Source organism: Conyzicola lurida (genome assembly GCF_014204935.1).
Taxonomy (GTDB): Bacteria; Actinomycetota; Actinomycetes; order Actinomycetales; family Microbacteriaceae; genus Conyzicola; species Conyzicola lurida.
The window spans coordinates 916,430-941,330 of the sequence record NZ_JACHMJ010000001.1 but is presented as its reverse complement, the minus strand read 5'-3'; the positions used below and the strand labels follow the sequence as shown (position 1 = coordinate 941,330).

The 24,901-nt window shown below is 68.9% G+C and carries 21 protein-coding genes and 1 other RNA gene; 11 read left to right on the top strand and 11 right to left on the bottom strand.

Going from position 1 to position 24,901, the window contains the following annotated elements; translation table 11 throughout:
- Positions 1–23 precede the first annotated feature (23 nt).
- Entirely contained in the window at positions 24–692 is a 669-nt protein-coding gene (locus HD599_RS04545) for a response regulator (RefSeq protein ID WP_184234016.1), read from the top strand.
- Positions 693–726: 34 nt separating this feature from the next.
- Here the strand turns inward: HD599_RS04545 and HD599_RS04540 are convergent, their stop codons facing one another.
- Genes HD599_RS04540 through HD599_RS04530 form a run of 3 tightly spaced genes read right to left on the bottom strand, consistent with a single transcriptional unit; the run spans position 727 to position 3,640 of the window.
- Positions 727–1,944, bottom strand: a complete 1,218-nt coding sequence (locus tag HD599_RS04540) for an MFS transporter (protein WP_184234014.1) — start codon at positions 1,942–1,944, stop codon at positions 727–729.
- A complete protein-coding gene (locus tag HD599_RS04535) occupies positions 1,941–2,282 on the bottom strand; it encodes a thiamine-binding protein (RefSeq protein ID WP_184234012.1) in 342 nt (113 codons plus the stop codon). The genes HD599_RS04540 and HD599_RS04535 overlap by 4 nt, the downstream gene beginning before the upstream one ends.
- A gap of 2 nt (positions 2,283–2,284) precedes the next feature.
- The gene (locus HD599_RS04530; protein WP_184234010.1) at positions 2,285–3,640 is read right to left on the bottom strand and encodes a glycosyltransferase 87 family protein; all 1,356 of its coding nucleotides are present in this window, start codon (positions 3,638–3,640) and stop codon (positions 2,285–2,287) included.
- Positions 3,641–3,735: 95 nt separating this feature from the next.
- Here HD599_RS04530 and HD599_RS04525 point away from each other — a divergent pair, with 95 nt between their 5' ends.
- Genes HD599_RS04525 through HD599_RS04515 form a run of 3 tightly spaced genes read left to right on the top strand, consistent with a single transcriptional unit; the run spans position 3,736 to position 6,196 of the window.
- Complete coding sequence (locus tag HD599_RS04525) at positions 3,736–4,566, top strand: ABC transporter substrate-binding protein (RefSeq protein ID WP_184234008.1); 831 nt, start codon at positions 3,736–3,738, stop codon at positions 4,564–4,566.
- A gap of 26 nt (positions 4,567–4,592) precedes the next feature.
- Complete coding sequence (locus HD599_RS04520; RefSeq protein WP_343061880.1) at positions 4,593–5,462, top strand: amino acid ABC transporter permease; 870 nt, start codon at positions 4,593–4,595, stop codon at positions 5,460–5,462.
- Positions 5,459–6,196 (top strand): ATP-binding cassette domain-containing protein, encoded by a 738-nt coding sequence (locus tag HD599_RS04515; protein WP_184234006.1) that lies wholly within the window; start codon positions 5,459–5,461, stop codon positions 6,194–6,196. Before HD599_RS04520 ends, HD599_RS04515 begins: the two co-directional genes overlap by 4 nt.
- Here the strand turns inward: HD599_RS04515 and HD599_RS04510 are convergent.
- The gene (locus tag HD599_RS04510; RefSeq protein WP_184234004.1) at positions 6,193–7,014 is read right to left on the bottom strand and encodes an ADP-dependent NAD(P)H-hydrate dehydratase; all 822 of its coding nucleotides are present in this window, start codon (positions 7,012–7,014) and stop codon (positions 6,193–6,195) included. The two genes, HD599_RS04515 and HD599_RS04510, sit on opposite strands and share 4 nt — an antisense overlap.
- 23 nt (positions 7,015–7,037) lie before the next feature.
- Between HD599_RS04510 and HD599_RS04505 the strand changes: the two genes are divergently transcribed.
- Both HD599_RS04505 and HD599_RS04500 read left to right on the top strand, forming a co-directional pair.
- Positions 7,038–7,655, top strand: coding sequence for an HAD family hydrolase (locus tag HD599_RS04505; RefSeq protein WP_184234002.1), 618 nt, complete (start codon positions 7,038–7,040; stop codon positions 7,653–7,655).
- Positions 7,656–7,704: 49 nt separating this feature from the next.
- The gene (locus HD599_RS04500; RefSeq protein WP_343061879.1) at positions 7,705–8,781 is read left to right on the top strand and encodes an NADH:flavin oxidoreductase/NADH oxidase; all 1,077 of its coding nucleotides are present in this window, start codon (positions 7,705–7,707) and stop codon (positions 8,779–8,781) included.
- 52 nt (positions 8,782–8,833) lie between these two features.
- Here HD599_RS04500 and HD599_RS04495 read toward each other — a convergent pair whose 3' ends face one another.
- From HD599_RS04495 to guaB1, 3 genes are all read right to left on the bottom strand, one after another.
- Complete coding sequence (locus HD599_RS04495; RefSeq protein ID WP_184233998.1) at positions 8,834–9,874, bottom strand: hemolysin family protein; 1,041 nt, start codon at positions 9,872–9,874, stop codon at positions 8,834–8,836.
- Complete coding sequence (locus HD599_RS04490) at positions 9,871–11,199, bottom strand: hemolysin family protein (RefSeq protein WP_184233996.1); 1,329 nt, start codon at positions 11,197–11,199, stop codon at positions 9,871–9,873. The genes HD599_RS04495 and HD599_RS04490 overlap by 4 nt, the downstream gene beginning before the upstream one ends.
- A gap of 113 nt (positions 11,200–11,312) precedes the next feature.
- The gene (guaB1, locus tag HD599_RS04485) at positions 11,313–12,752 is read right to left on the bottom strand and encodes a GMP reductase (protein WP_184233994.1); all 1,440 of its coding nucleotides are present in this window, start codon (positions 12,750–12,752) and stop codon (positions 11,313–11,315) included.
- 131 nt (positions 12,753–12,883) lie between these two features.
- Here guaB1 and HD599_RS04480 point away from each other — a divergent pair, with 131 nt between their 5' ends.
- Positions 12,884–16,762: a multifunctional oxoglutarate decarboxylase/oxoglutarate dehydrogenase thiamine pyrophosphate-binding subunit/dihydrolipoyllysine-residue succinyltransferase subunit gene (locus tag HD599_RS04480; protein ID WP_184233992.1), complete on the top strand. Its 3,879-nt coding sequence runs from the start codon at positions 12,884–12,886 to the stop codon at positions 16,760–16,762.
- 86 nt (positions 16,763–16,848) lie between these two features.
- Here HD599_RS04480 and HD599_RS04475 read toward each other — a convergent pair whose 3' ends face one another.
- Positions 16,849–17,088, bottom strand: coding sequence for an anti-sigma factor family protein (locus HD599_RS04475; RefSeq protein ID WP_184233990.1), 240 nt, complete (start codon positions 17,086–17,088; stop codon positions 16,849–16,851).
- The gene (locus tag HD599_RS04470; protein WP_246376089.1) at positions 17,085–17,759 is read right to left on the bottom strand and encodes a sigma-70 family RNA polymerase sigma factor; all 675 of its coding nucleotides are present in this window, start codon (positions 17,757–17,759) and stop codon (positions 17,085–17,087) included. The genes HD599_RS04475 and HD599_RS04470 overlap by 4 nt, the downstream gene beginning before the upstream one ends.
- A 122-nt stretch (positions 17,760–17,881) precedes the next feature.
- Between HD599_RS04470 and aroA the strand changes: the two genes are divergently transcribed.
- Genes aroA through HD599_RS04455 form a run of 3 tightly spaced genes read left to right on the top strand, consistent with a single transcriptional unit; the run spans position 17,882 to position 21,172 of the window.
- Entirely contained in the window at positions 17,882–19,303 is a 1,422-nt protein-coding gene (gene aroA / locus HD599_RS04465; protein WP_184233988.1) for a 3-phosphoshikimate 1-carboxyvinyltransferase, read from the top strand.
- Between the two features lie 4 nt (positions 19,304–19,307).
- Complete coding sequence (rsgA, locus tag HD599_RS04460) at positions 19,308–20,357, top strand: ribosome small subunit-dependent GTPase A (protein ID WP_184233986.1); 1,050 nt, start codon at positions 19,308–19,310, stop codon at positions 20,355–20,357.
- Between the two features lie 11 nt (positions 20,358–20,368).
- The gene (locus HD599_RS04455) at positions 20,369–21,172 is read left to right on the top strand and encodes an inositol monophosphatase family protein (protein WP_184233984.1); all 804 of its coding nucleotides are present in this window, start codon (positions 20,369–20,371) and stop codon (positions 21,170–21,172) included.
- 49 nt (positions 21,173–21,221) lie between these two features.
- Here HD599_RS04455 and HD599_RS04450 read toward each other — a convergent pair whose 3' ends face one another.
- Positions 21,222–23,405, bottom strand: coding sequence for an acyltransferase family protein (locus HD599_RS04450; protein ID WP_184233982.1), 2,184 nt, complete (start codon positions 23,403–23,405; stop codon positions 21,222–21,224).
- Positions 23,406–23,704: 299 nt separating this feature from the next.
- Positions 23,705–24,079: a transfer-messenger RNA gene (ssrA, locus tag HD599_RS04445) on the bottom strand.
- A 123-nt stretch (positions 24,080–24,202) separates the two neighbouring features.
- Here ssrA and HD599_RS04440 point away from each other — a divergent pair.
- A complete protein-coding gene (locus tag HD599_RS04440) occupies positions 24,203–24,874 on the top strand; it encodes an SIMPL domain-containing protein (RefSeq protein WP_184233980.1) in 672 nt (223 codons plus the stop codon).
- Positions 24,875–24,901: the final 27 nt, after the last annotated feature.

Here is a 24,901-nt window from a genome sequence, read left to right as displayed (position 1 = left end):
AACGAAGAACAGAGGGACACATTGTGACTGACCCAGAAGGCCGTATCCGCGTCGCGATCGTAGACGACCATCGGATGCTCCTGGGAGCACTCACCGAGTGGATCCGTTCCGCGCAGGACATCGACATGGTCGCCGCCGTCGCGAGCTGGCCCGAGCTGCTCACCAACTCCGCGTTCCCCGTCGACGTCGTACTGCTCGACCTCGACCTCAAAGACAACATCCCGATCTCGCTGAAGATCTCGACGCTCAAGACAATGGCCGTCAAGGTCGTGCTGATGAGCACCTATTCCGAGCCGAACGTCGTGCGCGAGGCCCTCGCGGCCGGCGCGCTCGGCTATCTCGTCAAGAGCGAGGACGCCAGCATGATCATCGAGGCGCTGCGTGCGGCGTCGATCGGCGAGTCCTTCGTCTCGGCCGAGCTCGACCTGGCGCTCAACGCCGGCGAGGTCGGCGGCTCCCCCAAGCTCAGCGCCCAGGAACGCCGAGTGATGGCGCTCTACGGCGGCGGCGAGCCGGTTAAGGCCGTCGCCTTCCAGCTCAGCATCTCCGAGGAGACGGCCAAGTCGTACCTCAAGCGCATCCGGGAGAAGTACCGCGTCGCCGGCTTCGACGTGGGCACCAAAGTCGCCCTGCGCAAGCGCGCCATCGAAGACGGAATCCTGATCGAGAGCGACCTGCCGCGCGCGCTGTAGCGGTCCGGCCGGACAGGGCCCGCTACACCAGGGGCTACAGCCCCGAAGCCCGCAACGGGCGACGACGCTGCAGCAACACGCTCCACAGCGCGAGCCCGATACCGGGGATGCACAACGCGAGTCCGACGACCGACGGCGACAGGTAGCCGAGGCCGGCCGCGATCGTGATTCCGCCGAGGTAGGCGCCCAGGCTGTTGCCGATGTTGAGTGCGGCGTGGTTGGCGGCGGCAGCCAGCGTCTGGCTGTCCCCCGCGACATCCATCAGTCTCGACTGCACGGCCGGCGAGAGGGCCGACGCGGCCCCTCCCACGAAGAACAGCGAGACCAGGAGCCCGACGGTCGTGTGCGCGGTCAGGGCGAACGCCGTGAGCGACAGCACGAACAGCCCGAAGCAGACGAAGATCGTGCCCATCACGTGGTGGTCCGAGGCCCGGCCGCCCGCGAGGTTGCCGATGGTCATTCCGAGACCGATCACCACGAGGGCGATCGGCACGAAGGTCTCGTCGCGGCCGGTGACGTTCGTCACGACGGGTGCGACGTAGCTGTAGACGGCGAAGAACCCGCCGAAGCCGATCGCACCGGTGAGCAGGGCGAGCCAGACCTGCGGCCGGGAGAACGCGGCGAGCTCGCGCTTGAGCGTCGCCTCCTTGTCGCCGGCCTGGAACGGCACGGCGAGCGCGACCGCGACGAAGGTGATCGCAAAGATCGCGGCGACCGCGAGGTAGGCGATGCGCCAGCCGGCCGACTGGCCGAGCAGGGTGATGAGCGGAACGCCGATGACGTTGGCGATCGTGAGGCCGGAGAGCACGAGGGCCACTCCCCTGCCGCGCTTGCCCTCGCCCATGAGCGAGGCGGCGACCAGGGTCGCGATGCCGAAGTAGGCGCCGTGCGGCAGGCCGGCGATGAAGCGCGCGACGAGAACGAGGCCGAAGCTCGGCAGCACCGCGGAGAGCACCGTGGCGATCGTGAAGGCGGCGAGCAGCCAGAGCAGCAGCTGCTTGCGCGGGAAGCGAGCGGCGAGCGCCGCGATCGTGGGCGCTCCGACCACGACGCCGAGGGCGTAGGCCGAGATCAGCCAGCCGGCCTGTGCGATCGCGTCTTCCTGGCTGGTCGCCCAGACCTGCGGCAGGAGGTCGGCGGCGAGGTTGGGCAGGAGCCCCATCGCCACGAACTCGGTCGAACCGATGCCGAAGCCGCCGAGCGCGAGAGCGAGGAGCGCGAGCCGGACGCGCGCGGGAGACAGCGTGTTCACTCGGCGGCCCCGGCACCGGTCTCGAGCTTCGGCGCGGTCTCGGCGAGCGCGCGCTCGACCCGCTCGACCTTGCCGGTCAGTTCTCCCGAATACCCGGGCCGGATGTCTGCCTTGAGCACGAGGGATACCCGCGGCCCGAAGGCCGCGACGGCCTCGGTCGCTTCCTTGACGACCGCGAAGACCTCGTCCCAGCTGCCCTCGATCGTCGTGAACATGGCGTCGGTCTGGTTGGGCAGGCCCGAAGCGCGGACGACGCGCACGGCGGCGGCGACCGCGTCGTGCACGGAACCGTCGTCGCCGGCAGCGCCGACGGGAGAGACCGAGAAGGCGACGAGCATGGCTAATCCTTTGAGAGCGGGGTGGTGTCGGCTGGCCCGGAACTGTGCGCGGGCGGCGACGGCCAGGCGTGAGCGCGGTCGGCGTCGTCATCGTGGCCGTACTCATTATCGCGCGTCGCGCGGGCGGCCCGCAGTCCCTCGAGTACGACGGCGCGCACGGCCCAGACGAGCAACACCACGAGCAGCAGGTTGCGCACCGTGATCACCAGCACCATGGCCGGCACCGCCGACAGCAGCGCCGAGTAGAACAGGGGGTAGACCAGCTGGGTGAGCGCGGCCAGCACGAGCGCGAGCACGGCGGGCACCCGGAACGACCCGCCGAGACCCGCGGTGCGCGCGGCCAGACCGAGCACGACCGGCACCGCCAGCCAGGCGATGAACTGCGGCGATCCGACCTTGTTGAACACGATCAGCGCCGTGACGAGGGCGAGGGCGAGCGGCGCGAGGAGTCCGGCGGCGCGAGCCCCTCGCCGTACCGCCCAGACCCCGACGGCCGCGACGGCGAGCGCGACCACGGCGAGTACCGGGGTCATCAGCGCTGCCACCAGGTCGACGTTGTCGCCGGTGACCTGGAACGTCAGGATGTCGGTGTCGTAGTAGACGCTGACCCCCGGCACCCGCGCGACCGCGAGCCAGAGCCACGGGATGGTGACCGGCGCCTCGACCTGCAGCCCGCGGCCGGTCTGCTCGGTGATGAAGCTGAACACGTTCGTGCCGCTGCCGAACGCGACCGCGATGACGACGATCGCCACGGTCGTGCCGATCACGGCCGCGAACACCTCGCCGCGCCTTCTCGACGCGATGAGGATCGCGGCGATCAGAGCGGCGGGCCAGACCTTGATCCAGGTCGCGAGAGCGAGCAGAACCGCGGCGGCGGTCGGGCGGGCGGCCAGCAGCAGCACCCCGACCATGGCGACGGGCACGGTGACCGCGTCGATGCGGCCGAGCGCGATCGGGCCGAGGAGCACGAGGAAGGCGATCCACCACCAGGCGACGGCCGCCCGGTAGCGCGACGCGAACCAGCCGGTGATGGCGGCGAAGGCGACGGCGTTCAGCAGCATCACGAGGCTGAGCCAGGTGCTCGTGTACAGCGCGGGCCCGAGAGCGCGAGCCGCGAGCATGGGCACCATGGCGAGCACCGGATACACCCACGACGTGTCGATGCCCGGCCAGAACCCGGCGTAGACCACCTGGTCGGTCCAGCCCTTGTAGACGACGCTCACGTCGCCCAGCGAGTCGCCGGTGGCGTAGAGGCCGAGCATGCCGAGCCAGAGGTGGGCGAGCACAAACGCGGTCCACAGCGTGACGCGGTTGCCGAGGAACCCGCGGACGCGGGGTGTGCCGGCCGTCTCGCTCATGGGGCCAAGGCTAACGCGGTAACAATTCGTCGCCGTCACACGCCCGAAACGGGCGCTGCGCGACAATGGGGGTACAGCACACCCGAGGAGTAATCATGCCCAGCACCCTGTTCCGTTCCGCGGCCGCCACCGGCGCCATCCTGGTCGTCACGGCGCTCGCGGCCTGTGCCTCGGGCGCGGCGCCCGAGTCGGAGTCCGACTACGTCACCGACGGCAAGTTCACCGTCGCGACCGGCGAGCCCGCCTACTACCCCTACGTGATCGACGACGAGCCCGAGAGCGGCGAGGGCTTCGAGTCCGCCGTCGCCTACGCGGTCGCCGACGAGCTCGGTTTCGCCGCGGACGACGTGGTCTGGGTGCGCTCGACCTTCGACTCCGCCATCGCGCCCGGCGCCAAGGACTTCGACGTCAACCTGCAGCAGTTCACGATCAGCGACGAGCGCCGCGACGCCGTCGACTTCTCGTCCTCGTACTACTCCACGCCGCAGGCCGTCATCACCGTCGAGGGGTCGCCCGCGGCCGAGGCCTCCTCGATCGCCGACCTCTCGGGCTACCTGATCGGTGCCGCGACGGGCACCACGAGCTTCACCACCATCGAGGAGGTCATCCAGCCGTCATCCGCCGCCCAGGCCTTCAACAGCAACGACGACGCCAAGCTCGCCCTCGAGAACGGCACGGTCGACGCGATCGTCGTCGACCTGCCCACCGCCTACTACCTGACCGGCGTCGAGCTCACGGGCGGCGTGCTTATCGGGCAGCTGCCGGTGAGCGGCATCGCCGACGAGTGGGGCATCGTGCTCGAGAAGGACAGCCCGCTGACCGACGAGGTCTCGGCCGCCGTCGACACTCTGCGCGAGGACGGCACCCTGCAGGAGATCACCGACGAGTGGCTCGGCGCCGACGCTGGCGCGCCCGTGCTCGAGTAGCGCGCACCGTCAACTAACGTTCAGGGGTGGGTTCCAGCGACGTCGTGAGCGCGCGGCAGCCGAGCGAGATCGAGCTCGGCCGCCGCGCGTTCCGTCGACGGCAGAACAGCCGCTCGGTGCTGATCAGCATCGTCAGCACCGTCGTCTTCGCCGTGGTCATCTGGTTCACGGTCGTCAACACGCCGGGCTGGGCCCGCGTGCAGCAGAGCTTCTTCGACCCCGACACGTTCGTGGCCGCGATCCCCCGCGTCTGGGACGGCTTCCTGCTGAACCTGCGTGTGCTGTTCTTCGCCGCGGTCGGCGTGCTGGTGGTCAGCCTCGTGCTCGCCTCGCTGCGCACGCTGCGCGGCCCGATCTTCTTCCCGGTGCGCGCCCTCGTCGCGGGCTACACCGACCTCTTCCGCGGCATGCCGCTGATCATCGTGCTCTATCTCGTCGGCTACGGCATCCCCGGCCTGCGGCTCACCGACGACCGCATCCCCGCCGAGGCGCTCGGCACCGTGGCGCTGATCCTCACCTACTCCGCGTACGTCTCCGAGGTCTGGCGAGCCGGCATCGAGGCCGTGCACCCGTCGCAGATCCTCGCCGCCCGCTCGCTCGGCCTCAGCCACGGCACGACGCTGCGCATCGTGGTGCTGCCCCAGGCGCTGCGCAAGGTGACGCCCGCTCTGATGAACGACTTCGTCGCCATGCAGAAGGATGTCGGACTGATCTCCGTCCTGGGAGCCGTCGACGCGGTGCGCGCCGCGCAGATCGAAACGGCGTCCGCGTTCAACTTCACGCCGTACGTGGTGGCAGGCTTGCTGTTCGTGCTGCTCGCCCTGCCGCTGATCCGACTCACCGACTGGTACACCGCGCGGCTGCGTGCCCGCGAGCAGATCGGAGCGGTGCTGTGAACGAGGTCGTCCTCCAGCTCGAGAACGTGCACAAGTCGTTCGGCGGCACCGAGGTGCTGCGCGGCATCGACCTCACCGTGCACGCGCACGACGTCGTCGCCCTCATCGGTGCCTCGGGCTCCGGCAAGTCGACGCTGCTGCGCACGGTCAACCTGCTCGAGCGGCTCGACGACGGCCAGATCTGGCTGCGGGGCGTCGACATCAGTACGCCGACCACGAAGGTCGACGCGGTGCGGGCACGCATCGGCGTCGTATTCCAGCAGTTCAACCTGTTCCCGCACCTCTCGGTGCTCGACAACGTGACGATCGCGTCGCGTCGGGTGCTCGGCGTCAACCGCACGCTCGCCGAGCAGCGCGCCGTCGAGCTGCTCGACCGCGTCGGCCTCGCCGACAAGGCGCGCGACTACCCCGACCGGCTCTCCGGCGGCCAGCAGCAGCGCGTCGCGATCGTGCGCGCCATCGCGACCGACCCCGAACTGCTGCTGCTCGACGAGATCACCAGCGCGCTCGACCCGATGCTCGTCGGGGAGGTTCTCGACCTGGTGCGCCGGTTGAAGGCCGACGGCACCACGATCGTGATGGCGACGCACGAGATGGCGTTCGCCCGCGACGTCGCCGACCACGTGGTGTTCCTCGACGCCGGCGTGATCGCCGAGCAGGGACCGCCGGCGACGATGTTCACGGCGCCGACGACGGAGCGGGCGAAAGAGTTCCTGGATCGGTTCTTGGCCTAGCCGTGCCGCAACAGCCCGGCGATCGTGCCGGGCACGGCCTCGGCGAGGTCGAGGATCGTGAGCGGTCCGCCCGCGCTCGCGCGGTGCGCCGCGAGACCGTGGATGACGGCGGCCGACGCCGCGAGCCGCGCCAGCGTGGTCTCGACCGACGCGATTTCCGCGGTGTGCGTGGCGACGAGCGCGCCGAGGATACCGGCGAGCGCGTCCCCCGCGCCCGCGGTCGCGAGCCAGTTCGGCGCCGACGCGGCGACGAGCGCCACCCCTCCGCCCGCCACGTAGCTGCGGTGCCCCTTGAGCAGCACGGTCACGCCGAGCTCCTCGGAGGCGCGCACGGCCCAGACCGCGGGGTCGGCGACGATGTCGTCCTTGGGCACGCCGAGCACCCGCGCGAGTTCGCCGTAGTGCGGCGTGATGACCACCGGCCCCGTGGCACCGTCGTGCAGTTCGAGCGCTCCCCCGTCGAGCACGGTGGGCAGCGCCTGGGCGATCGCCACGGCGGCGAGGGCGTGCGCCGCGTCCTCGCGGTTGGCGTGGTCGGTTCCCGAGCCGATGAGCCACGCCTGCACGCGCCCCTCGCTGGCCACCGCTTCCGGCCGGCGCTGCAGCACGAGCGACGAGACCCGTTCGCCGCCGAGGTAGCGCACCATACCGACGCCCGTGCGCAGCGCCGCCTCGACCCCGAGCACGGCGGCACCGGGGTACTGGTCGCTGCCGGTGATGACGCCCAGCACGCCGCGGGAATACTTGTCGTCGCTCTCGTCGGGGATCCGGATGTGTCGCGCCGCGTCATCCGCAGCCCACGCTTTGAAGTCGGTCATATCGTTCAGGCTAACGTGGGGACATGACGTTGCGAATCTCCGACCGGGTTGTCGTCTTCGACTACGGCGAGGTGATCTCCGTGTCGCCGAACGAGCACGACCGGGCCAGACTCGTCGGCATCGCTGAGGTCGACGCCGAGCGGTTCTGGGCCAGCTACTGGTCGCACCGCGACGGTCTCGACCGCGGCACGGTGAGCGTCGTCGAATACTGGGCGCTCATCGCGGCCGACACCGGGGCCGACTGGTCGGCATCCACCGTGCAGCGCCTCTGGGCCGCCGACTTCACCAGCTGGATCACGGTCGAACCCGGCACCATCGACCTCATCGCCGAACTCCACGCCGGCGGCACGCGGGTGGCGCTGCTCTCCAATGCCGGATTCGACTTCGCCGGTCCCTTCCGCTTCTCGCCGATGGCTCAGTTCTTCGAGCGCATGTTCGTGAGCGCCGAGATGAGCGACCTCAAACCCGACCCCTCGATCTACCTCGAGGTGGCCGACGAGCTGGGAATAACGCCCGCGCAGATGGTCTTTATCGACAACAAGAAGATCAATACGGATGCCGCGGCGGCACTCGGCGCGACCGTTCATCATTTCACCACCGTCGCCGGGCTCCGCGACTTCCTCACCGCGCTGGCTGACTGAGCACGCGCGTCCCGCCCCTCGCCCCACCCCTCGCACCACCAGGAGATCCGTGTCTGCCCTGTTCGAACCGCTCACCATCCGCTCGACGACCTTCCGTAACCGCCTCTGGGTGCCGGCGCTCTGCCAGTACTCGGTCGAGAAGCGCGACGGCGTGCCCACCGACTGGCACCTCGTGCACCTCGGCGCGTTCGCGATGGGCGGCGCCGGGCTCGTGATGACCGAGGCGACCGCGGTCTCCCCCGTCGGCCGCATCTCGCCGCAGGACACCGGCATCTGGAACGCCGAGCAGGTCGCGGCGTGGTCGCGCATCACCGCGTTCCTGCACGGGCAGGGCGCCGTCGCCGGCATCCAGCTGGCCCACGCCGGCCGCAAGGCGTCGACGCACCGCGGCTGGGACGCGGAGACCGGTTCGGTGTCGGCCGCGAACGGCGGCTGGCCCACCGTGGGGCCGTCCGCGGTCGCGTTCGACGGCTACGCCACACCGCGCGAGCTCACGGCCGACGAGATCGCGGATGTCGTCGGCGAGTTCGCCGAGGCGGCCACCCGCGCGGTCGAAGCCGGCTTCGACCTGGTCGAGATCCATGCCGCGCACGGGTACCTCGTGCACCAGTTCCTCTCCCCGCTGTCGAACCTGCGTACCGACGGCTACGGCGGAAGTCTCGAGAACCGCGCCCGCTTCGTGCTCGAGATCGTGCGCGCGGTGCGTGCGGCGGTCGGCGAGGAGGTTCCGGTCTTCGTGCGTTTCTCCGCCACCGACTACGCCGAGGGCGGTTGGAACCGCGAGGACACCGCGACGGTCGCCGCGTGGGCGCACGAGGCCGGCGCCGACTTCTTCGACATCTCGACCGGTGGCAACATCGCCGGCGTGACCATCCCGCTGGGTCCCGGCTACCAGGTGCCGTTCGCCGAGTTCGTCGGCGAGACCGCCGGTGTGCCGGTCAACGCGGTGGGACTCATCACCGAGGCGGCACAGGCCGAGCGCATCGTCGCCACCGGACAGGCCGACGCCGTGATGCTCGGCCGCGAGATGATGCGTGACCCGCACTTCGCACTACGGGCGGCGCACGAACTGGGCGTCGAGCTCGACTACTGGCCGGAGGCGTACACGCGTGCCAAATGGCGGTGAAGCGGGCTGAGCCTGTCGAAACCCGGGTTTCGACAGGCTCGACCCGCCGTCGCTAGTTGCGCCGCGTCGCGTCCTGCACTTCGCCCACGAGCTCCTCGATGATGTCCTCGAGGAACAGCACACCCTGAGTCGCGCCGTTCTCGTCGAACGCGCGGGCCACGTGCACGCCGGAGCGGCGCATGGTGGCGAGGGCGTCCTCGAGGTCGGTGCTGCGGAAGATCGAGATCAGCTGGCGGATGCGCTTCGGCGGCACGGGTTCGGTGAACTCGTCTTCGTCGAGGTCGATGACGTCCTTGAGGTGCAGGTAGCCGGTCGGCTCGCCCTCGTCGTTCACCAGGATGTAGCGCGAGAACCCGCGCTGGGCGACGGCGCGCTCCACGTCGGACGGCGAGGCGTCCTCCGGCAGCGTGACGAGCGCGTCGAGACCGATCGCGATGTCCTGCACCTTCTTCTCGGTGAACTCGAACGCGGCGAGCAGCGCACCCGTGGAGTCGGTGAGCACACCCTCCTTGGTCGACTGCGCGACGATGTTCGCGACCTCGCCGAGCGTGTAGACGCTCGTCGCCTCCGACTTCGGGGTGACGCCGAACAGGCGCACCACCCCGTTGGCGGTCGCGTTGAGCGCGACGATCACGGGCTTGAACACGTTGCCGACGAAGACGAGCGGGGGCGCCAGCAGCAGCGCGGCCTGGTCGGGCATGGAGAACGACAGGTTCTTCGGCACCATCTCGCCGATGATCACGTGCAGGAACGACACCAGCAGCAGCGTGATGGCGAAAGCGATGACGCCGCTCGCCTCCTCCGGGATGCCGGTGGCGTGCAGCGGCACCTCGAGCAGGTGGTGGATCGCCGGCTCGGAGACGTTGAGGATCAGCAGCGAACAGATCGTGATGCCGAGCTGGCTGGTCGCCAGCATCAGCGTCGCGTGCTCCATCGCCCAGAGCGTCGTCTTCGCGGCTCGCGAACCCGCCTCCGCCTTGGGCTCGATCTGCGACCGGCGCGCGGAAATGACCGCGAACTCGGCGCCGACGAAGAAGGCGTTGACGAGCAACAGCACGACCAGCCAGAGGATGCCGGGAAGAGACTCGCTCATCGGGCACTCACCTCGCTCTGCTCGGTCGTCTCTTGGGGAATCGGGGTGTAGCGCACGCGGTCGATCCGGCGGCCGTCGAGCCGTTCGATGCGGAACCGGCCGAGTTCCGTGTCGACGACGTCGCCGACGACGGGGAGGCGCCCGAGCTCGCTCATCAGCCAGCCGGCCACGGTCTCGTACGGCCCTTCTTCCGGCACCAGCACTCCGGTGCGTTCGAGCAGCTCGTCCGGACGGAGGCTGCCGGGGAACGTGAACCAGTCCCGCGACCGCACGACGTCGGCCTTAGTGCGGTCGTGTTCGTCGGAGACCTCGCCGACCAGTTCCTCGACGAGGTCCTCGAGGGTGGCGACACCGGCGGTTCCGCCGTACTCGTCGAGTACGACCGCCATCTGGTAGCCGCGGCCGCGGAGTTCGGCGAGCAGGGAGTCGAGCTTCATCGTCTCGGGCACACGCAGCGGTTCGGACTGCAGCGCCGACACGGGCACGTCTCCGCGCTTCTCGCGCGGCACGGCGACCGCCTGCTTGACGTGCACGATGCCGACGACGTCGTCGATGCTGTCGTCGAGCACGGGGAACCGGGAGAGCCCTGTCGTGCGGGCGAGCTCGATGACGTCGGAAGCCGTGTCGGTGCGGTCCACGCTCTTCAGGCGCGGCCGGGGCGTCATCACGTCTTGCGCGGTGAGGTCGGAGAAGGCGAGGGTACGCGCGAGCAGCGTCGCCGTGTCGGTCTCGAGGCTTCCCTCGCGGGCCGAGCGGCGCACGAGCGACGAGAGCTCCTCCGCGGTGCGGGCGCCGGAGAGCTCCTCCTTCGGCTCGATGCCGAACGAGCGGATGATCGCGTTCGCCGTGTTGTTGAGCAGCGCGACGGCCGGACGGAACACGGCGGTGAACCCGATCTGGAACGGGATGACGAGCTTCGCGGTGCGCAACGGCAGGGCGAGCGCGAAGTTCTTGGGCACGAGCTCGCCGATGATCATCGACAGCAGGGTCGCGACGACGACGGCGACGATCGACGCCGTGGTCGGGATCGCGGCCTCGGGCAGCCCGATCGCGGTGAGCGGCGGCGCGAGGAAGATGCTGAACGCGGGTTCGAGCGTGTAGCCGGTGAGCAGCGTGGTGAGCGTGATGCCCAGCTGCGCGCTGGAGAGGTGGGTCGACGTGCGCTTGAGAGCGCTGATCGACATACCGAGGCCCTTCTCGCCCTTCGACTGCCGCACTTCGAGGTCGGAACGGTCGAGGTTGACGAGGGAGAACTCGGAGGCGACGAAGAGGCCGGTTCCGACGGTCAGGATGAGCCCTATACCCAGAAGGATCCACTCAGACATGGCGGCTGACTAGGAGTGACGGGGCGGCGGGCTGATGTGAAGGGGGGTCGTCCATTATCTGATCGAGTATATCGAGCGATTGCCAGTATTTCTGCGGGCTGCGCGAAACCGCCCTACCAACTGACCGGCAGCGCCTTGCCCTCTTCGTAGCCGGCCGCCGACTGCACCCCGACGAGTGCGCGCTGGTGGAACTCGGAGAGCGAGCGGGCCCCCGCGTAGGTGAGCGAACTGCGCACCCCGGAGGTGATCATGTCGAGCAGGTCTTCGACCGACGGGCGCAGCGGGTCGAGGTAGATGCGCGAGCTGGAAATGCCCTCGGCGAAGAGCGTCTTGCGCGCGAGTTCGTAGGGATCGAGCCGGTCGAAACGTTCCTGCACGGCTTTGGTGGACGCCATCCCCCAACTCTCTTTGTACAGCCGCCCGGCCGAGTCGGTCGCGAGAGTGCCGGGTGCCTCGATCGTCCCGGCAAACCAAGAACCGATCATGACGGATGCCGCACCCGCGGCCAACGCCAAGGCGACGTCGCGCGGGTAACGCACGCCCCCGTCGGCCCAGACGTGCGCGCCGATGTCGTGGGCCGCGTCCGCCGTCTCGAGCACGGCGGAGAACTGCGGGCGGCCGACCGCGGTCATCATGCGGGTGGTGCACATGGCGCCGGGGCCCACGCCCACCTTCACGATGGTGGCACCGGCCCCGACGAGGTCGCGCACCGCCGCGGCCGTCACGACGTTGCCGGCGACGATCGGCACGCCGAGGTTGAGCTTCGCGACGGCGGCGATCGCCTCGACCATGCCGCGCTGGTGTCCGTGCGCCGTGTCGATGACGAGCACGTCGACGCCGGCCGCGATCAGGGCGATGGCCTTTGCGGCGACATCGCCGTTGATGCCGATGGCCGCGCCGACCACGAGCCGGCCGTCTCCGTCGACCGCGGAGTCGTAGATCGTCGAGCGCAGTGCTCCGGTGCGGCTGAGCGTTCCGACGAGGTTGCCGTGGTGCAGGACGGGCGCGAAGTCGAGGTCGGCGGCGACCATGAGGTCGAAGGCGGCGCGCGGGCTGTCGATGTCGTCGGCGTCGAGCGAGGCGAGGGCGCCGTGCAGCAGGTCGCCGAGGCGCGCGTCGGGCAGGGCGGTCGCGAGGCGTACGGCTGGCACGAAGCCGAGCAGTTCGTTACGGTCTCCGCGCACGACGATGCCCTGGCCGGCGACGGGCGGCAACAGGGTCAGCGCGGTCGCGACGGTGTCGTCGGCGCCGAGTTCGAGCGGGGTGTCCCACGCGACGGGCTGCGCCTTCACCCAGCGGATCGCCGCGTCGAGGTCCTGCAGGTGCATGTCCTGCGGCAGCACGCCGATGCCGCCGCGCCGAGCGAGCGCCGCGGCGAGCCGCGGGCCGGTCACCGAGTTCATGTTGGCCGAGACGATCGGGATCGTGGCGCCCGTTCCATCGCGCGGTTCCAGCGACACGTCAAGCCTGCTTTTCACTCCCGACCTCGACGGAACGAGGAACACATCGGAATATGTCAGGTCGTGCCGCGGCGTTGTCTCGTAGAACTCCATAAATTTCACGTTAGACCTTCGAGTGTGCCCGCAGGCGGTTAAGAATGTGATTACGCTTGTCATTGGTACGACCAGTGACGGTCGCTACTACCGTGAAGCGAAACTAGTGAACTGAGAGTGGGCGGTCGGCTGTGTCAAGCCAAGTGACCGGACTTGCAGCAGAAGACGGATCTTCTGGCGAGTTCGGGGCCAACGAATGGCTCGTAGACGAAATGTACGAACGGTACGTGATCGACAAGAACTCGGTCGACGAATCGTGGTGGCCGATCCTCGACAATTACAAGCCCGAGAGCTTCGAGCCCACCGGCACGGACACCCCGCCCGCTGACACCCCCCACACCGATCCGACGCCGACCAGCGCGATCACCGTGATCCCCGACGCCGCTCCCGAGCAGGCGCCCGCCGCCGAGCCGAAGGCTCCCGCCGCCGAGTCGCAGACCGGCGGCGAGGCGCAGATCCCCGACGAGGTCACGGCGTCACCCGAGGTCGCGGCACCGGTGCCGGTCACCACCTCGAGCCAGCCCGCCGCGCGCACCACCTCGATCGCGGCCAAGCCCCAGCCGATTCCGGCTCAGGCCCCGTCGAACGCCACGAGCCCGATCCCGTCGAAGGTCGACACCGAGGCTCCCGCCCCGGACGCCAACGTCACCGCCGTGCTCAAGGGCGCGTCGAAGGCCCTCGCCGCCAACATGGACGCGAGCCTCACGGTGCCCACCGCGACGAGCGTGCGCACGATCCCGGCGAAGCTGATGATCGACAACCGCATCGTCATCAACAACCACCTCAAGCGCGCCCGCGGCGGCAAGGTCTCGTTCACCCACCTCATCGCGTGGGCCATGGTCGAAACCCTCAAGGAATTCCCGAGCCAGAACGTCTTCTACGATGAGGTCGACGGCAAGCCGTCGGTCGTCACCCCGGCGCACATCAACCTCGGCATCGCGATCGACATCCCCAAGCCCGACGGCAGCCGCTCGCTCGTGGTCCCCGGCATCAAGCGCTGCGACACGATGGAATTCGGCGAGTTCCTCGCGGCGTACGAAGACGTCGTCTTCCGCGGCCGCAACAACAAGCTCACCGCCGCGGACTACGCGGGCAACACGATCTCGCTGACCAACCCGGGCGGCATCGGCACCGAGCACTCGGTACCGCGGCTCATGCGCGGCGCCGGCACCATCGTCGGCGCGGGTGCGCTCGAGTACCCCGCCCAGTTCCAGGGCTCGTCGACCCGGGTCCTCTCCGACCTCGGTATCGGCAAGACCATCACGCTCACGAGCACCTACGACCACCGCGTCATCCAGGGTGCCGGTTCGGGCGAGTTCCTCAAGAAGATCCACGAGCGCCTCATCGGCCAGCACGACTTCTACGAGAACATCTTCGCCGCGCTGCGAATCCCCTACGCCCCGATCCACTGGGCCGCGGACATCAGCGTCGACGTCGCCGACAACGTCGACAAGACCGCCCGCGTGCAGGAGCTCATCAATTCGTTCCGCGTGCGCGGCCACCTCATGGCCGACGTCGACCCGCTCGAATACGTGCAGCGCACGCACCCCGACCTCGACATCGAGAGCCACGGCCTCACCTTCTGGGACCTGGACCGCGAGTTCGTCACGGGCGGCTTCGGCGGCAAGCGTTCGGCGCTCCTCCGCGACATCCTCGGTCTTCTCCGTGACTCGTACTGCCGCACCGTGGGCATCGAGTACATGCACATCCAGGATCCCGCCCAGCGCAAGTGGATGCAGGACCACGTCGAGCGCCCGTACACCAAGCCGGGCCACGACGAGCAGATGCGCATCCTCGGCAAGCTCAACGAGGCCGAGGCGTTCGAGACCTTCCTGCAGACCAAGTACGTCGGGCAGAAGCGATTCAGCCTCGAGGGCAGCGAGTCGACGATCGCCGTACTCGACGCCATCCTGCAGGGTGCCGCGGAGGACGGCCTCGAAGAGGTCGCGATCGGCATGGCCCATCGCGGCCGGCTGAACGTACTGACCAACATCGCGGGAAAGACCTACGGTCAGATCTTCCGCGAGTTCGAGGGCACGCAGGACCCGCGCACCGTGCACGGGTCCGGCGATGTGAAGTACCACCTCGGCACCGAGGGAACGTTCACCGCCGCCGACGGCACCACCATCCCCGTCTACCTCGCCGCCAATCCCTCGCACCTCGAGGCCGTCGACGGCGTGCTCGAGGGAATCGTGCGCGCCAAGCAGGACCGCCGCCCGATCGGCAGCTACAGCGTGCTGCCCGTCATGGTGCACGGCGACGCGGCGATGGCCGGACAGGGCATCGTCGTCGAGATCCTGCAGATGTCGCAGCTGCGCGGCTACCGCACCGGCGGTACCGTGCACATCGTCGTCAACAACCAGGTCGGCTTCACCACGCCTCCCGGCGAGGGCCGCACGTCGATCTACTCGACCGACGTCGCCAAGACCATCCAGGCTCCGGTCTTCCACGTGAACGGCGACGACCCCGAGGCTGTGGTGCGCGTCGCGCAGCTGGCCCTCGCATACCGTCAGGAATTCCACCGCGACGTGGTCATCGACCTCGTCTCCTACCGCCGACGCGGCCACAACGAGGGCGACGACCCCTCGATGACGCAGCCGCTCATGTACAACCTGATCGAGGCCAAGCGTTCCGTGCGCACGCTGTACGTCGAGGGCCTCGTCGGCCGCGGCGACATCACGGCCGAGGAGTACGAGGCGAGCCACCAGGACTTCCAGGACCGCCTCGAGCGGGCCTTCGCGGAGACCCACGCCGCCCAGACCGGCTCGATCGCCGTGATTCCGGATGACGCGAATGCCGTATCGGATCTGGAACGCCCGGAATCGCAGCAGGACGACCTCGTGGGCGAACCCGAGTCGACCGGTGTCAACGAGGGCGTCATCCAGCTCATCGGCGACGCCCACAACAACCCGCCTGCCGGCTTCAGCGTGCATCCGAAACTGCAGGCGATGCTGAAGAAGCGTGTCGACATGAGCCGTTCCGGCAGCGTCGACTGGGGCTTCGGCGAGCTGCTCGCGCTCGGCTCGCTGCTGCTCGAGGGAACCCCCGTGCGCATGGCCGGGCAGGACACGCGCCGCGGCACCTTTGTGCAGCGCCACGCCGTGCTGCACGACCGCATGAACGGCCAGGAGTGGCTCCCCCTCGGCAACCTCAAAGAGGGCCAGGGCCGGTTCTGGATCTACGACTCGCTGCTGAGCGAGTACGCGGCACTCGGCTTCGAGTACGGCTACTCGGTCGAGCGCGCCGACGCGCTCGTGCTCTGGGAAGCCCAGTTCGGCGACTTCGCCAACGGCGCGCAGACCGTGGTCGACGAGTTCATCTCGTCGGCCGAGCAGAAGTGGGGCCAGCGCTCGAGCGTGGTCATGCTACTGCCGCACGGCTACGAGGGCCAGGGTCCCGACCACTCGTCGGCCCGCATCGAGCGCTTCCTGCAGCTGTGCGCCGAGAACAACATGACCGTGGCTCGTCCGTCGACGCCCGCGTCGTATTTCCATCTGCTGCGCCGTCAGGCGTACGCGCGTCCCCGCCGCCCGCTCATCGTCTTCACGCCGAAGGCGATGCTGCGACTGCGCGGTGCGACGAGCGAGATCGCCGACTTCACCAGCGGAAAGTTCCTGCCGGTGATCGACGACAGCCGCGTGGCCGACAAGGCGGCGGTGAAGCGCGTGGTGCTCACGTCGGGCAAGATCTACTACGACATCATCGCGGAACTGGACAAGCGCGAGGAGAAGGCGATCGCGGTCGTGCGGATGGAGCAGTTCTACCCGCTGCCTATTGCCGAGATCAACGGCATCCTCGCGAACTACCCGAACGCCGACCTGGTCTGGACACAGGACGAGCCCGAGAACCAGGGCGCGTGGCCGTTTATGTCGCTCGAACTGGCGAAGCATCTCCAGGGACGCACCATCAAGGTGTCGTCGCGTCCGGCCTCCGCATCGCCCGCGACCGGCTCGAACAAGCGCAGCGGCCAGGAGCAGGTCGACCTGATCGCCAAGGCGCTGACGCTGTAGCGACAGCGGTGGTCGAGTAGGCCGCCCGCGGCCGTATCGAAACCTGGTCTCGATACGGTCGCTGAGCGACCTACTCGACTAACGGGTCAGACCGACTGGATCTCGCGCAGCTTGAGTAGCACTTCGTTGCGCAGATCGGCCGGCGCCTTCTCGTTGCACGCCTCGCGCACCTTTGCGGTGAGGGTGAGTCCGACGAGGTGTTCGCCGGAGCAGTCGGTGCAGGTGGCCATGTGCTCGGCGATATCCGCCGCTTCACCCTTTGTCAGCTCGTTGTGGATGTACTCCTCGAGCTCGGCTTTCGCTTTGTCGCAACCGCAATCGGTCATTTCGTTCTCCCTGTGGCAGGCGCGGCGGCGATTCCTCGGTCGCTCGCGTATTCAGCTAGTAGGCCCCGTAGGAGGCGTCGGCCGCGGTGGAGGCGGCTCATGACGGTTCCCACGGGGGTTTTCATGATGTCGGCGATCTCCTGGTAGGAGAAGCCTTCGACGTCGGCGAAGTAGACGGCGAGACGGAAGTCTTCGGGGATCGACTGGAGGGCGTCCTTGACAGCACTGTCGGGGAGGTGGTCGATCGCCTCGGCTTCCGCGGACCGGGTCGACGTGTGCTGGGTGACCGACTCGGCGCCGCCGAGCTGCCAGTCCTCCAGATCGTCGATGGTTCCCTGGTACGGGTTGCGCTGGTTCTTGCGGTAGTTGTTGATGAAGGTGTTGGTCTGGATGCGGTACAGCCAGGCCTTGAGGTTCGTGCCCTGCTGGAACTGGCCGAAGGCGGTATACGCCTTGACGAACGTCTCCTGCACGAGGTCGGCCGCGTCCGCGGGGTTCTTGGTCATGCGCATCGCGGCGGCGTAGAGCTGGTCCATGTACTGCAGGGCCTGCTCTTCGAACAGCGCGCGCACGTCGCCCGTCTCTTCTGGCTCGTCAGAGTGCTCGACGGGCGCCTGATCCGCGGGCGTCTCGTCGGGGGTCGTCTGCTCTTCTGGCATGTCGGTAGTCATCAGGGCCAATTCTAGATCGCCCAGCGTCCGCTGCTCCCGAATCGCCCTCTCGGGTATCGCTTCAAGCACTGTCATGCCTGTCTCCAATCGATCGGCCGAAACTGCCGATACTCTGGTAACCGATGTTGGTATCCAAGTATTCCAAGCCAGAGTTCAACCCTTACGGAGACGAAGGGCTCATCGTGGGCGGCGAGCCCGGCGCGTGGCCCGCTCCCGTCGCGAAGCGTGCCCTCGCGGCATCCGTTCGCCTGCCCGGGTCGAAGAGCCTCACCAACCGCGAACTGGTGCTCTCCGCGCTCGCCAGCGGCCCGTCGCTGCTGCGTGCTCCCCTGCACTCCCGCGACAGCGCGCTGATGATCGAGGCGCTGCGTGCCCTCGGTACCGTCATCGAGGAAGTGCCCGGCACCGGCGGCTACGGCCCCGACCTGCGCATCACCCCGGCCGAGGAGCTGCTCGGCGGATCGTCGATCGACTGCGGCCTCGCCGGCACGGTCATGCGCTTCCTGCCGCCCGTCGCCGCTCTCGCCCTCGGGCCGGTCGCGTTCGACGGTGACGAGGGTGCCCGACGCCGTCCGATGCGCACCACGATCGAGGCCCTGCGCGGACTCGGTGTCGAGGTCAACGACGACGGCCGCGGCGCGCTTCCCTTCAGCCTGTACGCGACGGGCGCCGTGCGCGGCGGCGAACTCTCCATCGACGCCTCCGCGTCGAGCCAGTTCGTGTCAGGCCTGCTACTCGCGGCACCCCGGTTCACCGAGGGGCTCACGCTGCGCCACACCGGCGAGAAGCTGCCGAGCATGCCGCACATCGAGATGACCATTGCCACCCTCGCCGCGCGTGGCGTCGTGGTCGAGAGCCCCGAGCCCGGCGTCTGGGTGGTGCCGCCCGCCGAGATCCGCGGCATCGAGGTCGACATCGAGCCCGACCTGTCGAACGCGGCACCCTTCTTGGCCGCCGCCCTCGTGGCCGGGGGCACCGTGTCGATCGGCGGCTGGCCGTGGGAGACCACCCAGGTCGGCGCCCACCTCGAGACGCTGCTCCCGCTCTTCGGCGCGACGGCGACCCGGCAGGGCGACTCCCTCGTCGTCGACGGCGGCGTCGGAATCCGCGGCGGTGCAGAGCTGCCCGGCGTCGACATCGACCTGGGCCTTGGCGGCGAACTCGCCCCGGCCCTCGTCGCTCTCACCGCCCTCGCCACCGGCCCGAGCCGCATCACCGGCATCGGTCACCTGCGCGGGCACGAGACCGACCGCCTCGCCGCCCTCGCCGCCGAGATCAACGGCCTCGGCGGTGCCGTCACCGAGTTGGAAGACGGCCTGTCGATCGAGCCGCGCGCGCTGCACGGCGGCGAGTGGAAGAGCTACGAAGACCACCGGATGGCGACCGCCGGCGCCATCGTCGGACTCGCGGTGGACGGCGTGCTCGTCGACGACATCGCGACCACCGCCAAGACGCTCCCGCAGTTCCCCGAGCTGTGGGCCGCGCTCGTGCGCGATCCGGACGAGATCGTCACCACGGTCACCACTGACACCCTGCTGCTGTGACCGCATGAGCTGGATGTCCGACCCCGACGAAGACGACGGCGACTACGCCGAGTACGACGAATCGTCGATCCGCGTGCGCCCGAACCCCAAGGCGAACAAGCCGCGCAGCAAGATCCGCCCGGAGCACAAGAACGCGGTCAGCGGCCGCGTCTTCAGCGTCGACCGCGGACGCTACGGCGTCTGGGTCGCCGAGAATACGCCGGAGGAACGCCAGCTCGTCGCGACGCGCGCCCGCGAACTCGGCAAGAAGTCGGTCGTCACCGGCGACTGGGTCGATCTCGTGGGCGATACGAGCGGCGACGAGGGCAGCCTCTCGCGCATCGTGCGCATCCAGGAGCGCACCACGCTGCTGCGCCGCAGCGCTGACGACACCGACGCCGTCGAGCGGATCATCGTCGCGAACGCCGACCAGATGCTCATCGTCGTGGCCGCGGCGAACCCCGAGCCGCGCACCCGGCTCGTCGACCGTTACCTGGTCGCCGCGTTCGATGCCGGCATCACGCCGATCCTGTGCATCACGAAGACCGACCTCGCGGACCCGGCCGAGTTCCTCGCCAACTTCGCGGGACTCGAGTTCCGGGTGTTCCAGAGCCGCGACGACGACTTCCCGATCGAGGAGATCACCGAGGCGCTGCAGGGCCACACCACGGTCGCCGTCGGCCACTCCGGCGTCGGCAAGTCGACGCTCGTCAACGCGCTCGTGCCCGAGGCGAACCGTGCGATCGGCCGCGTCAACGACGTGACCGGCCGCGGCCGGCACACCTCGTCGTCGACCGTGTCGCTGCGCATCGGCAGCGGTTGGATCGTCGACACCCCCGGCGTGCGCTCGTTCGGGCTCGGCCACGTCGACCCGGCGAGCATCCTCGGTTCGTTCACCGACCTCGCCGAACTGTCGCTCGAGTGCCCGCGCGGCTGCACGCACCTCCCCGACTCGCCCGACTGCGCCATCATCGAGCACGTCGAGGCCGGCGACCTGGGCGAGATGGGCGTGCTGCGCCTCGACAGCCTGCAACGCCTGCTCACCATGCTCGCCGCCAAAAACACCGCCTTCTAGCCTGGAGCCCGATGAACGACTACAGCCTCGCCGACGACCTCAGCCTCGCCCTCGCCCTCGCCGGCAACGCCGACCTGATCTCGCACGACCGGTTCACCTCGCTCGACCTCGTCGTGACGACGAAGCCCGACCGCACGCCGGTCACCGACGCCGACCAGGCGGTCGAGCGCTCCATCCGCTCCGGCATCCTCGCCGCCCGTCCCCACGACTCGATCCTCGGCGAGGAGTACGGCACCGAGGGCACCGGCTCGCGCCAGTGGATCATCGACCCGATCGACGGCACCACCAATTTCATGCGCGGCGTGCCGATCTGGGGCACGCTCATCGCGCTCGCGATCGACGGCGTCCCCGTGGTCGGCGTCGTCAGCTCCCCCGCCCTCGGCAAGCGCTGGTGGGCGGCGACCGGCCACGGCGCCTGGGCTCAGGCGCACGGCGAGGAAGCGAAACAGATCCGGGTGAGCGGCATCGATTCCCTCGACAACGCGGCGCTCAGCTACAACAGCATCACCGGCTGGGACGGCGCCGGCCGCCTCGAATCGGTGCTCGCCCTGTCGCGCAGCGTCTGGCGTGCCCGCGCCATCGGCGACATGTGGGCGTACATGCTGCTCGCCGAGGGCGCGATCGACATCGTCGGAGAGTTCGACCTGCAGCCGTATGACATGGCGGCGCTGATCCCGATCGTGCAGGAAGCCGGCGGCACGTTCACCTCGGTCACGGGCGAACCCGGACCGTGGCACGGCAACGCCCTCGCCACCAACGGCGTGCTGCACGAGGCCGTGCTGCACCTGCTGGAGTCGACCGACCAGAACGCCTGAGGCACCGCCGGCGACCAGGGCGCCACGGACAGCAGGGCGCGACCGGCTACTACCGCGCCGCCAGCGCGGGCACCGCCCCCAGCAGCCGCTCGTCCAGGTACGGCGCCATCGTCACCGCGTACGTCGCCGTCACGTGGTGGCTGTCTCGGTAGGCGACGACTCCGCCGACCACCGGAGTGCATGACCCGTCGCGGCAGAAGAAGTCGTTCATGTCGACGACGGTGACGCCCTCTTCGCCCTCCGCCGCCTCCACGAGCAGGTCGCCGTTCAGCGCGTCGCTCTCCGGCACGTCGCACGCCCCGTCCTCCCCCGAGGTCTCCGCGACGCAGAGGTTGGTCTCCTCGGTCAGCTGCGGGATGTCGCGCATCACGACCACCGGGGTGCCACTCTCGACGAGAGGAGCCCACGCCTCGCGGAAGCCCTCGATCGCGGCGGCGTCGGAGTCGTACTTGCCGTCCCCGCTCGCACTGTGGGCGAGCACGACGACGTCGAAGGGCTCGGCCTGAGCGGCCAATTCCTCGGCCAGCGAGTCGTTCCAGGTCGAGCAGGAGCGCTCGGTCTCGGCCGCGTCATCCTGCTTCGTCGCCGTCGACATCGGGCAGGCCGACTTCATAAACGGCGAGAGCGACCAGGAATTCTCTTCGGCGATCGTCTTCAGTGCCGGGTACCACGACGCGGCGTGCGAATCCCCGATAAGGGCGACGCGTACGTCGGACGCGGCATCCCCCACCACACAGGTGTTGAGGTCGGGGGTGACGAGGTCGGAGTAGCAGCCGTTGGTGTACACCTCCGCCTCGTCGTCGGCGGCGAACGCGGCGGACGGGGTGAGAGTCTCGTATTCGACGCCGTCGCAGGCACCCTCGGGCACGGCGAAGGCCGCCGCGCCGAAGCACTCGTCCGCCGACGCGACGGCGGTCGCCGCCCGGGCGGTGTCGGCGGCCGCCTGGTCGACCATCGCCCGTGCGCCCAGGACGGCGGGGACCGCGACCAGCGCGACCGCGAGCACCATCGCGAGCAGCGTCCAGCGCGGCTTGCGTCCGACGAGGGTCTTCCGGTTGCGGGCCGGGCTCTCGATCAGCACGGTCGTCAGCCAGGCGAGGGCGATGGAGGCGACGATGATCGCGATCCGGGTCGAGTCCTCCAGCTCGGTGAAGACGAAAGTGAAGAAGACGATCAGTGGCCAGTGCCAGAGGTAGACGGAGTAGGAGACGGCGCCGACGAACTGCACGGGCGGCGTGCCCATCAGCCGGTTCGGCGAGAGCGCCGACGAGGGGGCGCCCGCCCAGATGACCGCCAGCGTGGCGAGCACGGGAACGGCGGCGGCCGACCCGGGGAACGGCGTCGCGCCCGAATAGGTGACGACGGCGTAGGCGATGCCTACCCAGCCGGCGTAGGCGACCAGTGTGCGCACGGGGCTCGCGGCGCGCAGGGTCGCGGTGCCGACGACGGCGAGCAGGCCGCCGGCGGCGAACTCCCACGCCCGGGTGGTGGTGGCGAAGTACGCCTCGCCGGGGTTGCTCTGTGTGTAGTTCACCGAGAAGTAGAACGATGCGGCCGCGACGGCCGCCAGCGCGGCGAAGACGAGCCAGCGCCGGGTGGTCTTTCCCAGCCGGTGCGCGATGACGACGACCGCGCCGATGAGAATCGGCCAGACGAGGTAGAACTGCTCCTCGACCGAGAGCGACCAGAAGTGCTGCACGGGTGACGCCACGTTCTCCGCGGCGAGGTAGTCGATGCTGCTGGCCGCGAGCACCCAGTTCTGCGCGTAGACGGCACTCGCCGCGATCTCCTTGAAGAACTGCGCCCAGTACATCTGCGGCACGAGGATCACGACGCCCGCCGCCGATGCCGCGAGCACCGTGAGCGAGGCCGGGAGCAGTCGGCGGATGCGCCTGGCCCAGAAGCGCGGCAACGAGATGCGTCCGGTGCGGTCGGCCTCGCGCAGCAGGTGCGCGGTGATGAGGAATCCGGAGATCACGAAGAATACGTCGACGCCCACGAAACCGCCGGTCAGGGTGCCCGGCCACAGGTGGTACACCACGACGACGAGCACGGCGACGGCCCGCAACGCCTGGATCTCGGGCCGCAGCACCGACTTCGGCCGCTCGGGCTCGCCGGTCTTGACGAAGACCGGGCGGCCCTGCTCGTCGTTGGCGAGGGCGTGGGGGCGGTCGTCGGTGTGGTTGTCCGCGGGCGTTCCGTCGGAACGGGTCGGTCGGATGACATCGGTCATTGGAGGGCCTTTGCACTGGAGGGGCGTGGTCGGTGAGGCCGCGTCGATGCGGAAGATCCTCTCGTCGACGGCACGGTGTCCAGCCTGTGACCGACGCTCTCGCTTACGCGAAGAGGTGATTGTGAAATGATAGCCGGGTTGTACCCCGTGTGGGGGGTACAAATTTAAATAGCCGAATGGATGCCGGTGGCGGCGGGCCGCACGGGACGGGAAAGTGCTCTCGGGCGGGGCCCTGCGCCGCGGCATCCCGGAGTCTGATCGACAACGCGAGTGTGATCAACAACGCGCGACAGCGCCCATGGTGGAGATGCGGGGAATTGAACCCCGGTCCACTGCTGTAATTCTGTGCCTTCTACGGGTGTAGCTCGCAAAGACGTTCTACTTGGCTCTGACCTTTGCTGCGAGCATCTAGGTCAACGAGCCCAGCCATAGTTCAAGTCCCGCGTAGCCCTAAGGCGTAACCACGCAGCAATCTCTCTAAATTACGCCAGCCCCCGAGTAGAGAGCATCCTCGGACTGACGGACTTCTTTAGTGCGCTCGCTTAGGCAGCGAGGGCGAAGTCAGTGCGCTTGGAATCGGCACTTATAGTTTGCAGACATCGTTTACGAGATAAGCCTGCATCCTCGACCCGCTTCTCACAGTTTTGCAGGCAATGTCGAAACCGATCATCCCCATGTTCACCCTGTGAAGAGTGTGGCACTGTCGCGCGCTGTTGAGTTATCAAAGCTGCTTCCATCGGATGCAGCCCTCTATTCTAGAACACGCATGCGGCGCTGCGCAGTCCCGAGAGGAAAAAATGAGCGAGACGATCATCACGGTGCAGGGAAAATTCTCGGCCTTCTACCCCGCCGAGCGCGCGACCGTCTCGGTCTCGGTGCACCGCGAGGCTGCCAAGCGCGAGCCCGCGTTCGCCGGCGCCCTGGCCGCGTCCACGACCGTGCGCGAGAGCATCGTCGCGCTGCACGACCCCGCGGCGGGGCCGGTGACCTGGTGGGCCAGCGACAGCATTCAGGTCTGGACCGAGAAGCCGTGGAACAACGAGGGCAAGCAGCTTCCGCTCGTCTATCACGCGCGCATCGGGTTCACCGTGAAGTTCAGCGACTTCGAGGCGCTCGCGCGCTGGATCGAAGCGGTGTCCGCGACCGACAGCGTCTCGGTCGGATCGATCGCGTGGGCGCTCACCGACGCGCGCCGCACGGGCGTGACGGCGGAGGTGCGGTCGCGCGCGGTCAAGGACGCGGTCGCCAAGGCGAGCGTGTACGCGCAGAGCATCGGGCTCGGCACGGTGACCGCTGTCGCGATCGCCGACCCGGGGATGCTCGGGGACCAGGTGCACGGGCAGTCCCTGACCGACGCCGGCTCCATGCGGGCGATGAAGGCGTCGGGCGGCTCGGAACCCGAGTTGTCGCTCAAGCCCGAGGACATCGAGGTGTCAGCGGTGGTGGACGCGCGGTTCGTGGCGCGGTGAGGGCAGCCCACCGATAGACCAGCCCCG

Excerpts from the sequence above, each read along its gene's own strand:
- HD599_RS04535 (WP_184234012.1), bottom strand. The coding sequence starts at position 2,282 with ATGCTCGTCGCCTTCTCGGTCTCTCCCGTCGGCGCTGCCGGCGACGAC.
- HD599_RS04530 (WP_184234010.1), bottom strand. The coding sequence starts at position 3,640 with ATGAGCGAGACGGCCGGCACACCCCGCGTCCGCGGGTTCCTCGGCAAC.
- HD599_RS04525 (WP_184234008.1), top strand. The coding sequence starts at position 3,736 with ATGCCCAGCACCCTGTTCCGTTCCGCGGCCGCCACCGGCGCCATCCTG.
- HD599_RS04510 (WP_184234004.1), bottom strand. The coding sequence starts at position 7,014 with ATGACCGACTTCAAAGCGTGGGCTGCGGATGACGCGGCGCGACACATC.
- HD599_RS04505 (WP_184234002.1), top strand. The coding sequence starts at position 7,038 with ATGACGTTGCGAATCTCCGACCGGGTTGTCGTCTTCGACTACGGCGAG.
- HD599_RS04495 (WP_184233998.1), bottom strand. The coding sequence starts at position 9,874 with ATGAGCGAGTCTCTTCCCGGCATCCTCTGGCTGGTCGTGCTGTTGCTC.
- HD599_RS04490 (WP_184233996.1), bottom strand. The coding sequence starts at position 11,199 with ATGTCTGAGTGGATCCTTCTGGGTATAGGGCTCATCCTGACCGTCGGA.
- guaB1 (WP_184233994.1), bottom strand. The coding sequence starts at position 12,752 with ATGGAGTTCTACGAGACAACGCCGCGGCACGACCTGACATATTCCGAT.
- HD599_RS04475 (WP_184233990.1), bottom strand. The coding sequence starts at position 17,088 with ATGACCGATTGCGGTTGCGACAAAGCGAAAGCCGAGCTCGAGGAGTAC.
- HD599_RS04470 (WP_246376089.1), bottom strand. The coding sequence starts at position 17,759 with ATGACTACCGACATGCCAGAAGAGCAGACGACCCCCGACGAGACGCCC.
- aroA (WP_184233988.1), top strand. The coding sequence starts at position 17,882 with ATGTTGGTATCCAAGTATTCCAAGCCAGAGTTCAACCCTTACGGAGAC.
- rsgA (WP_184233986.1), top strand. The coding sequence starts at position 19,308 with ATGAGCTGGATGTCCGACCCCGACGAAGACGACGGCGACTACGCCGAG.
- HD599_RS04455 (WP_184233984.1), top strand. The coding sequence starts at position 20,369 with ATGAACGACTACAGCCTCGCCGACGACCTCAGCCTCGCCCTCGCCCTC.
- HD599_RS04450 (WP_184233982.1), bottom strand. The coding sequence starts at position 23,405 with ATGACCGATGTCATCCGACCGACCCGTTCCGACGGAACGCCCGCGGAC.
- HD599_RS04440 (WP_184233980.1), top strand. The coding sequence starts at position 24,203 with ATGAGCGAGACGATCATCACGGTGCAGGGAAAATTCTCGGCCTTCTAC.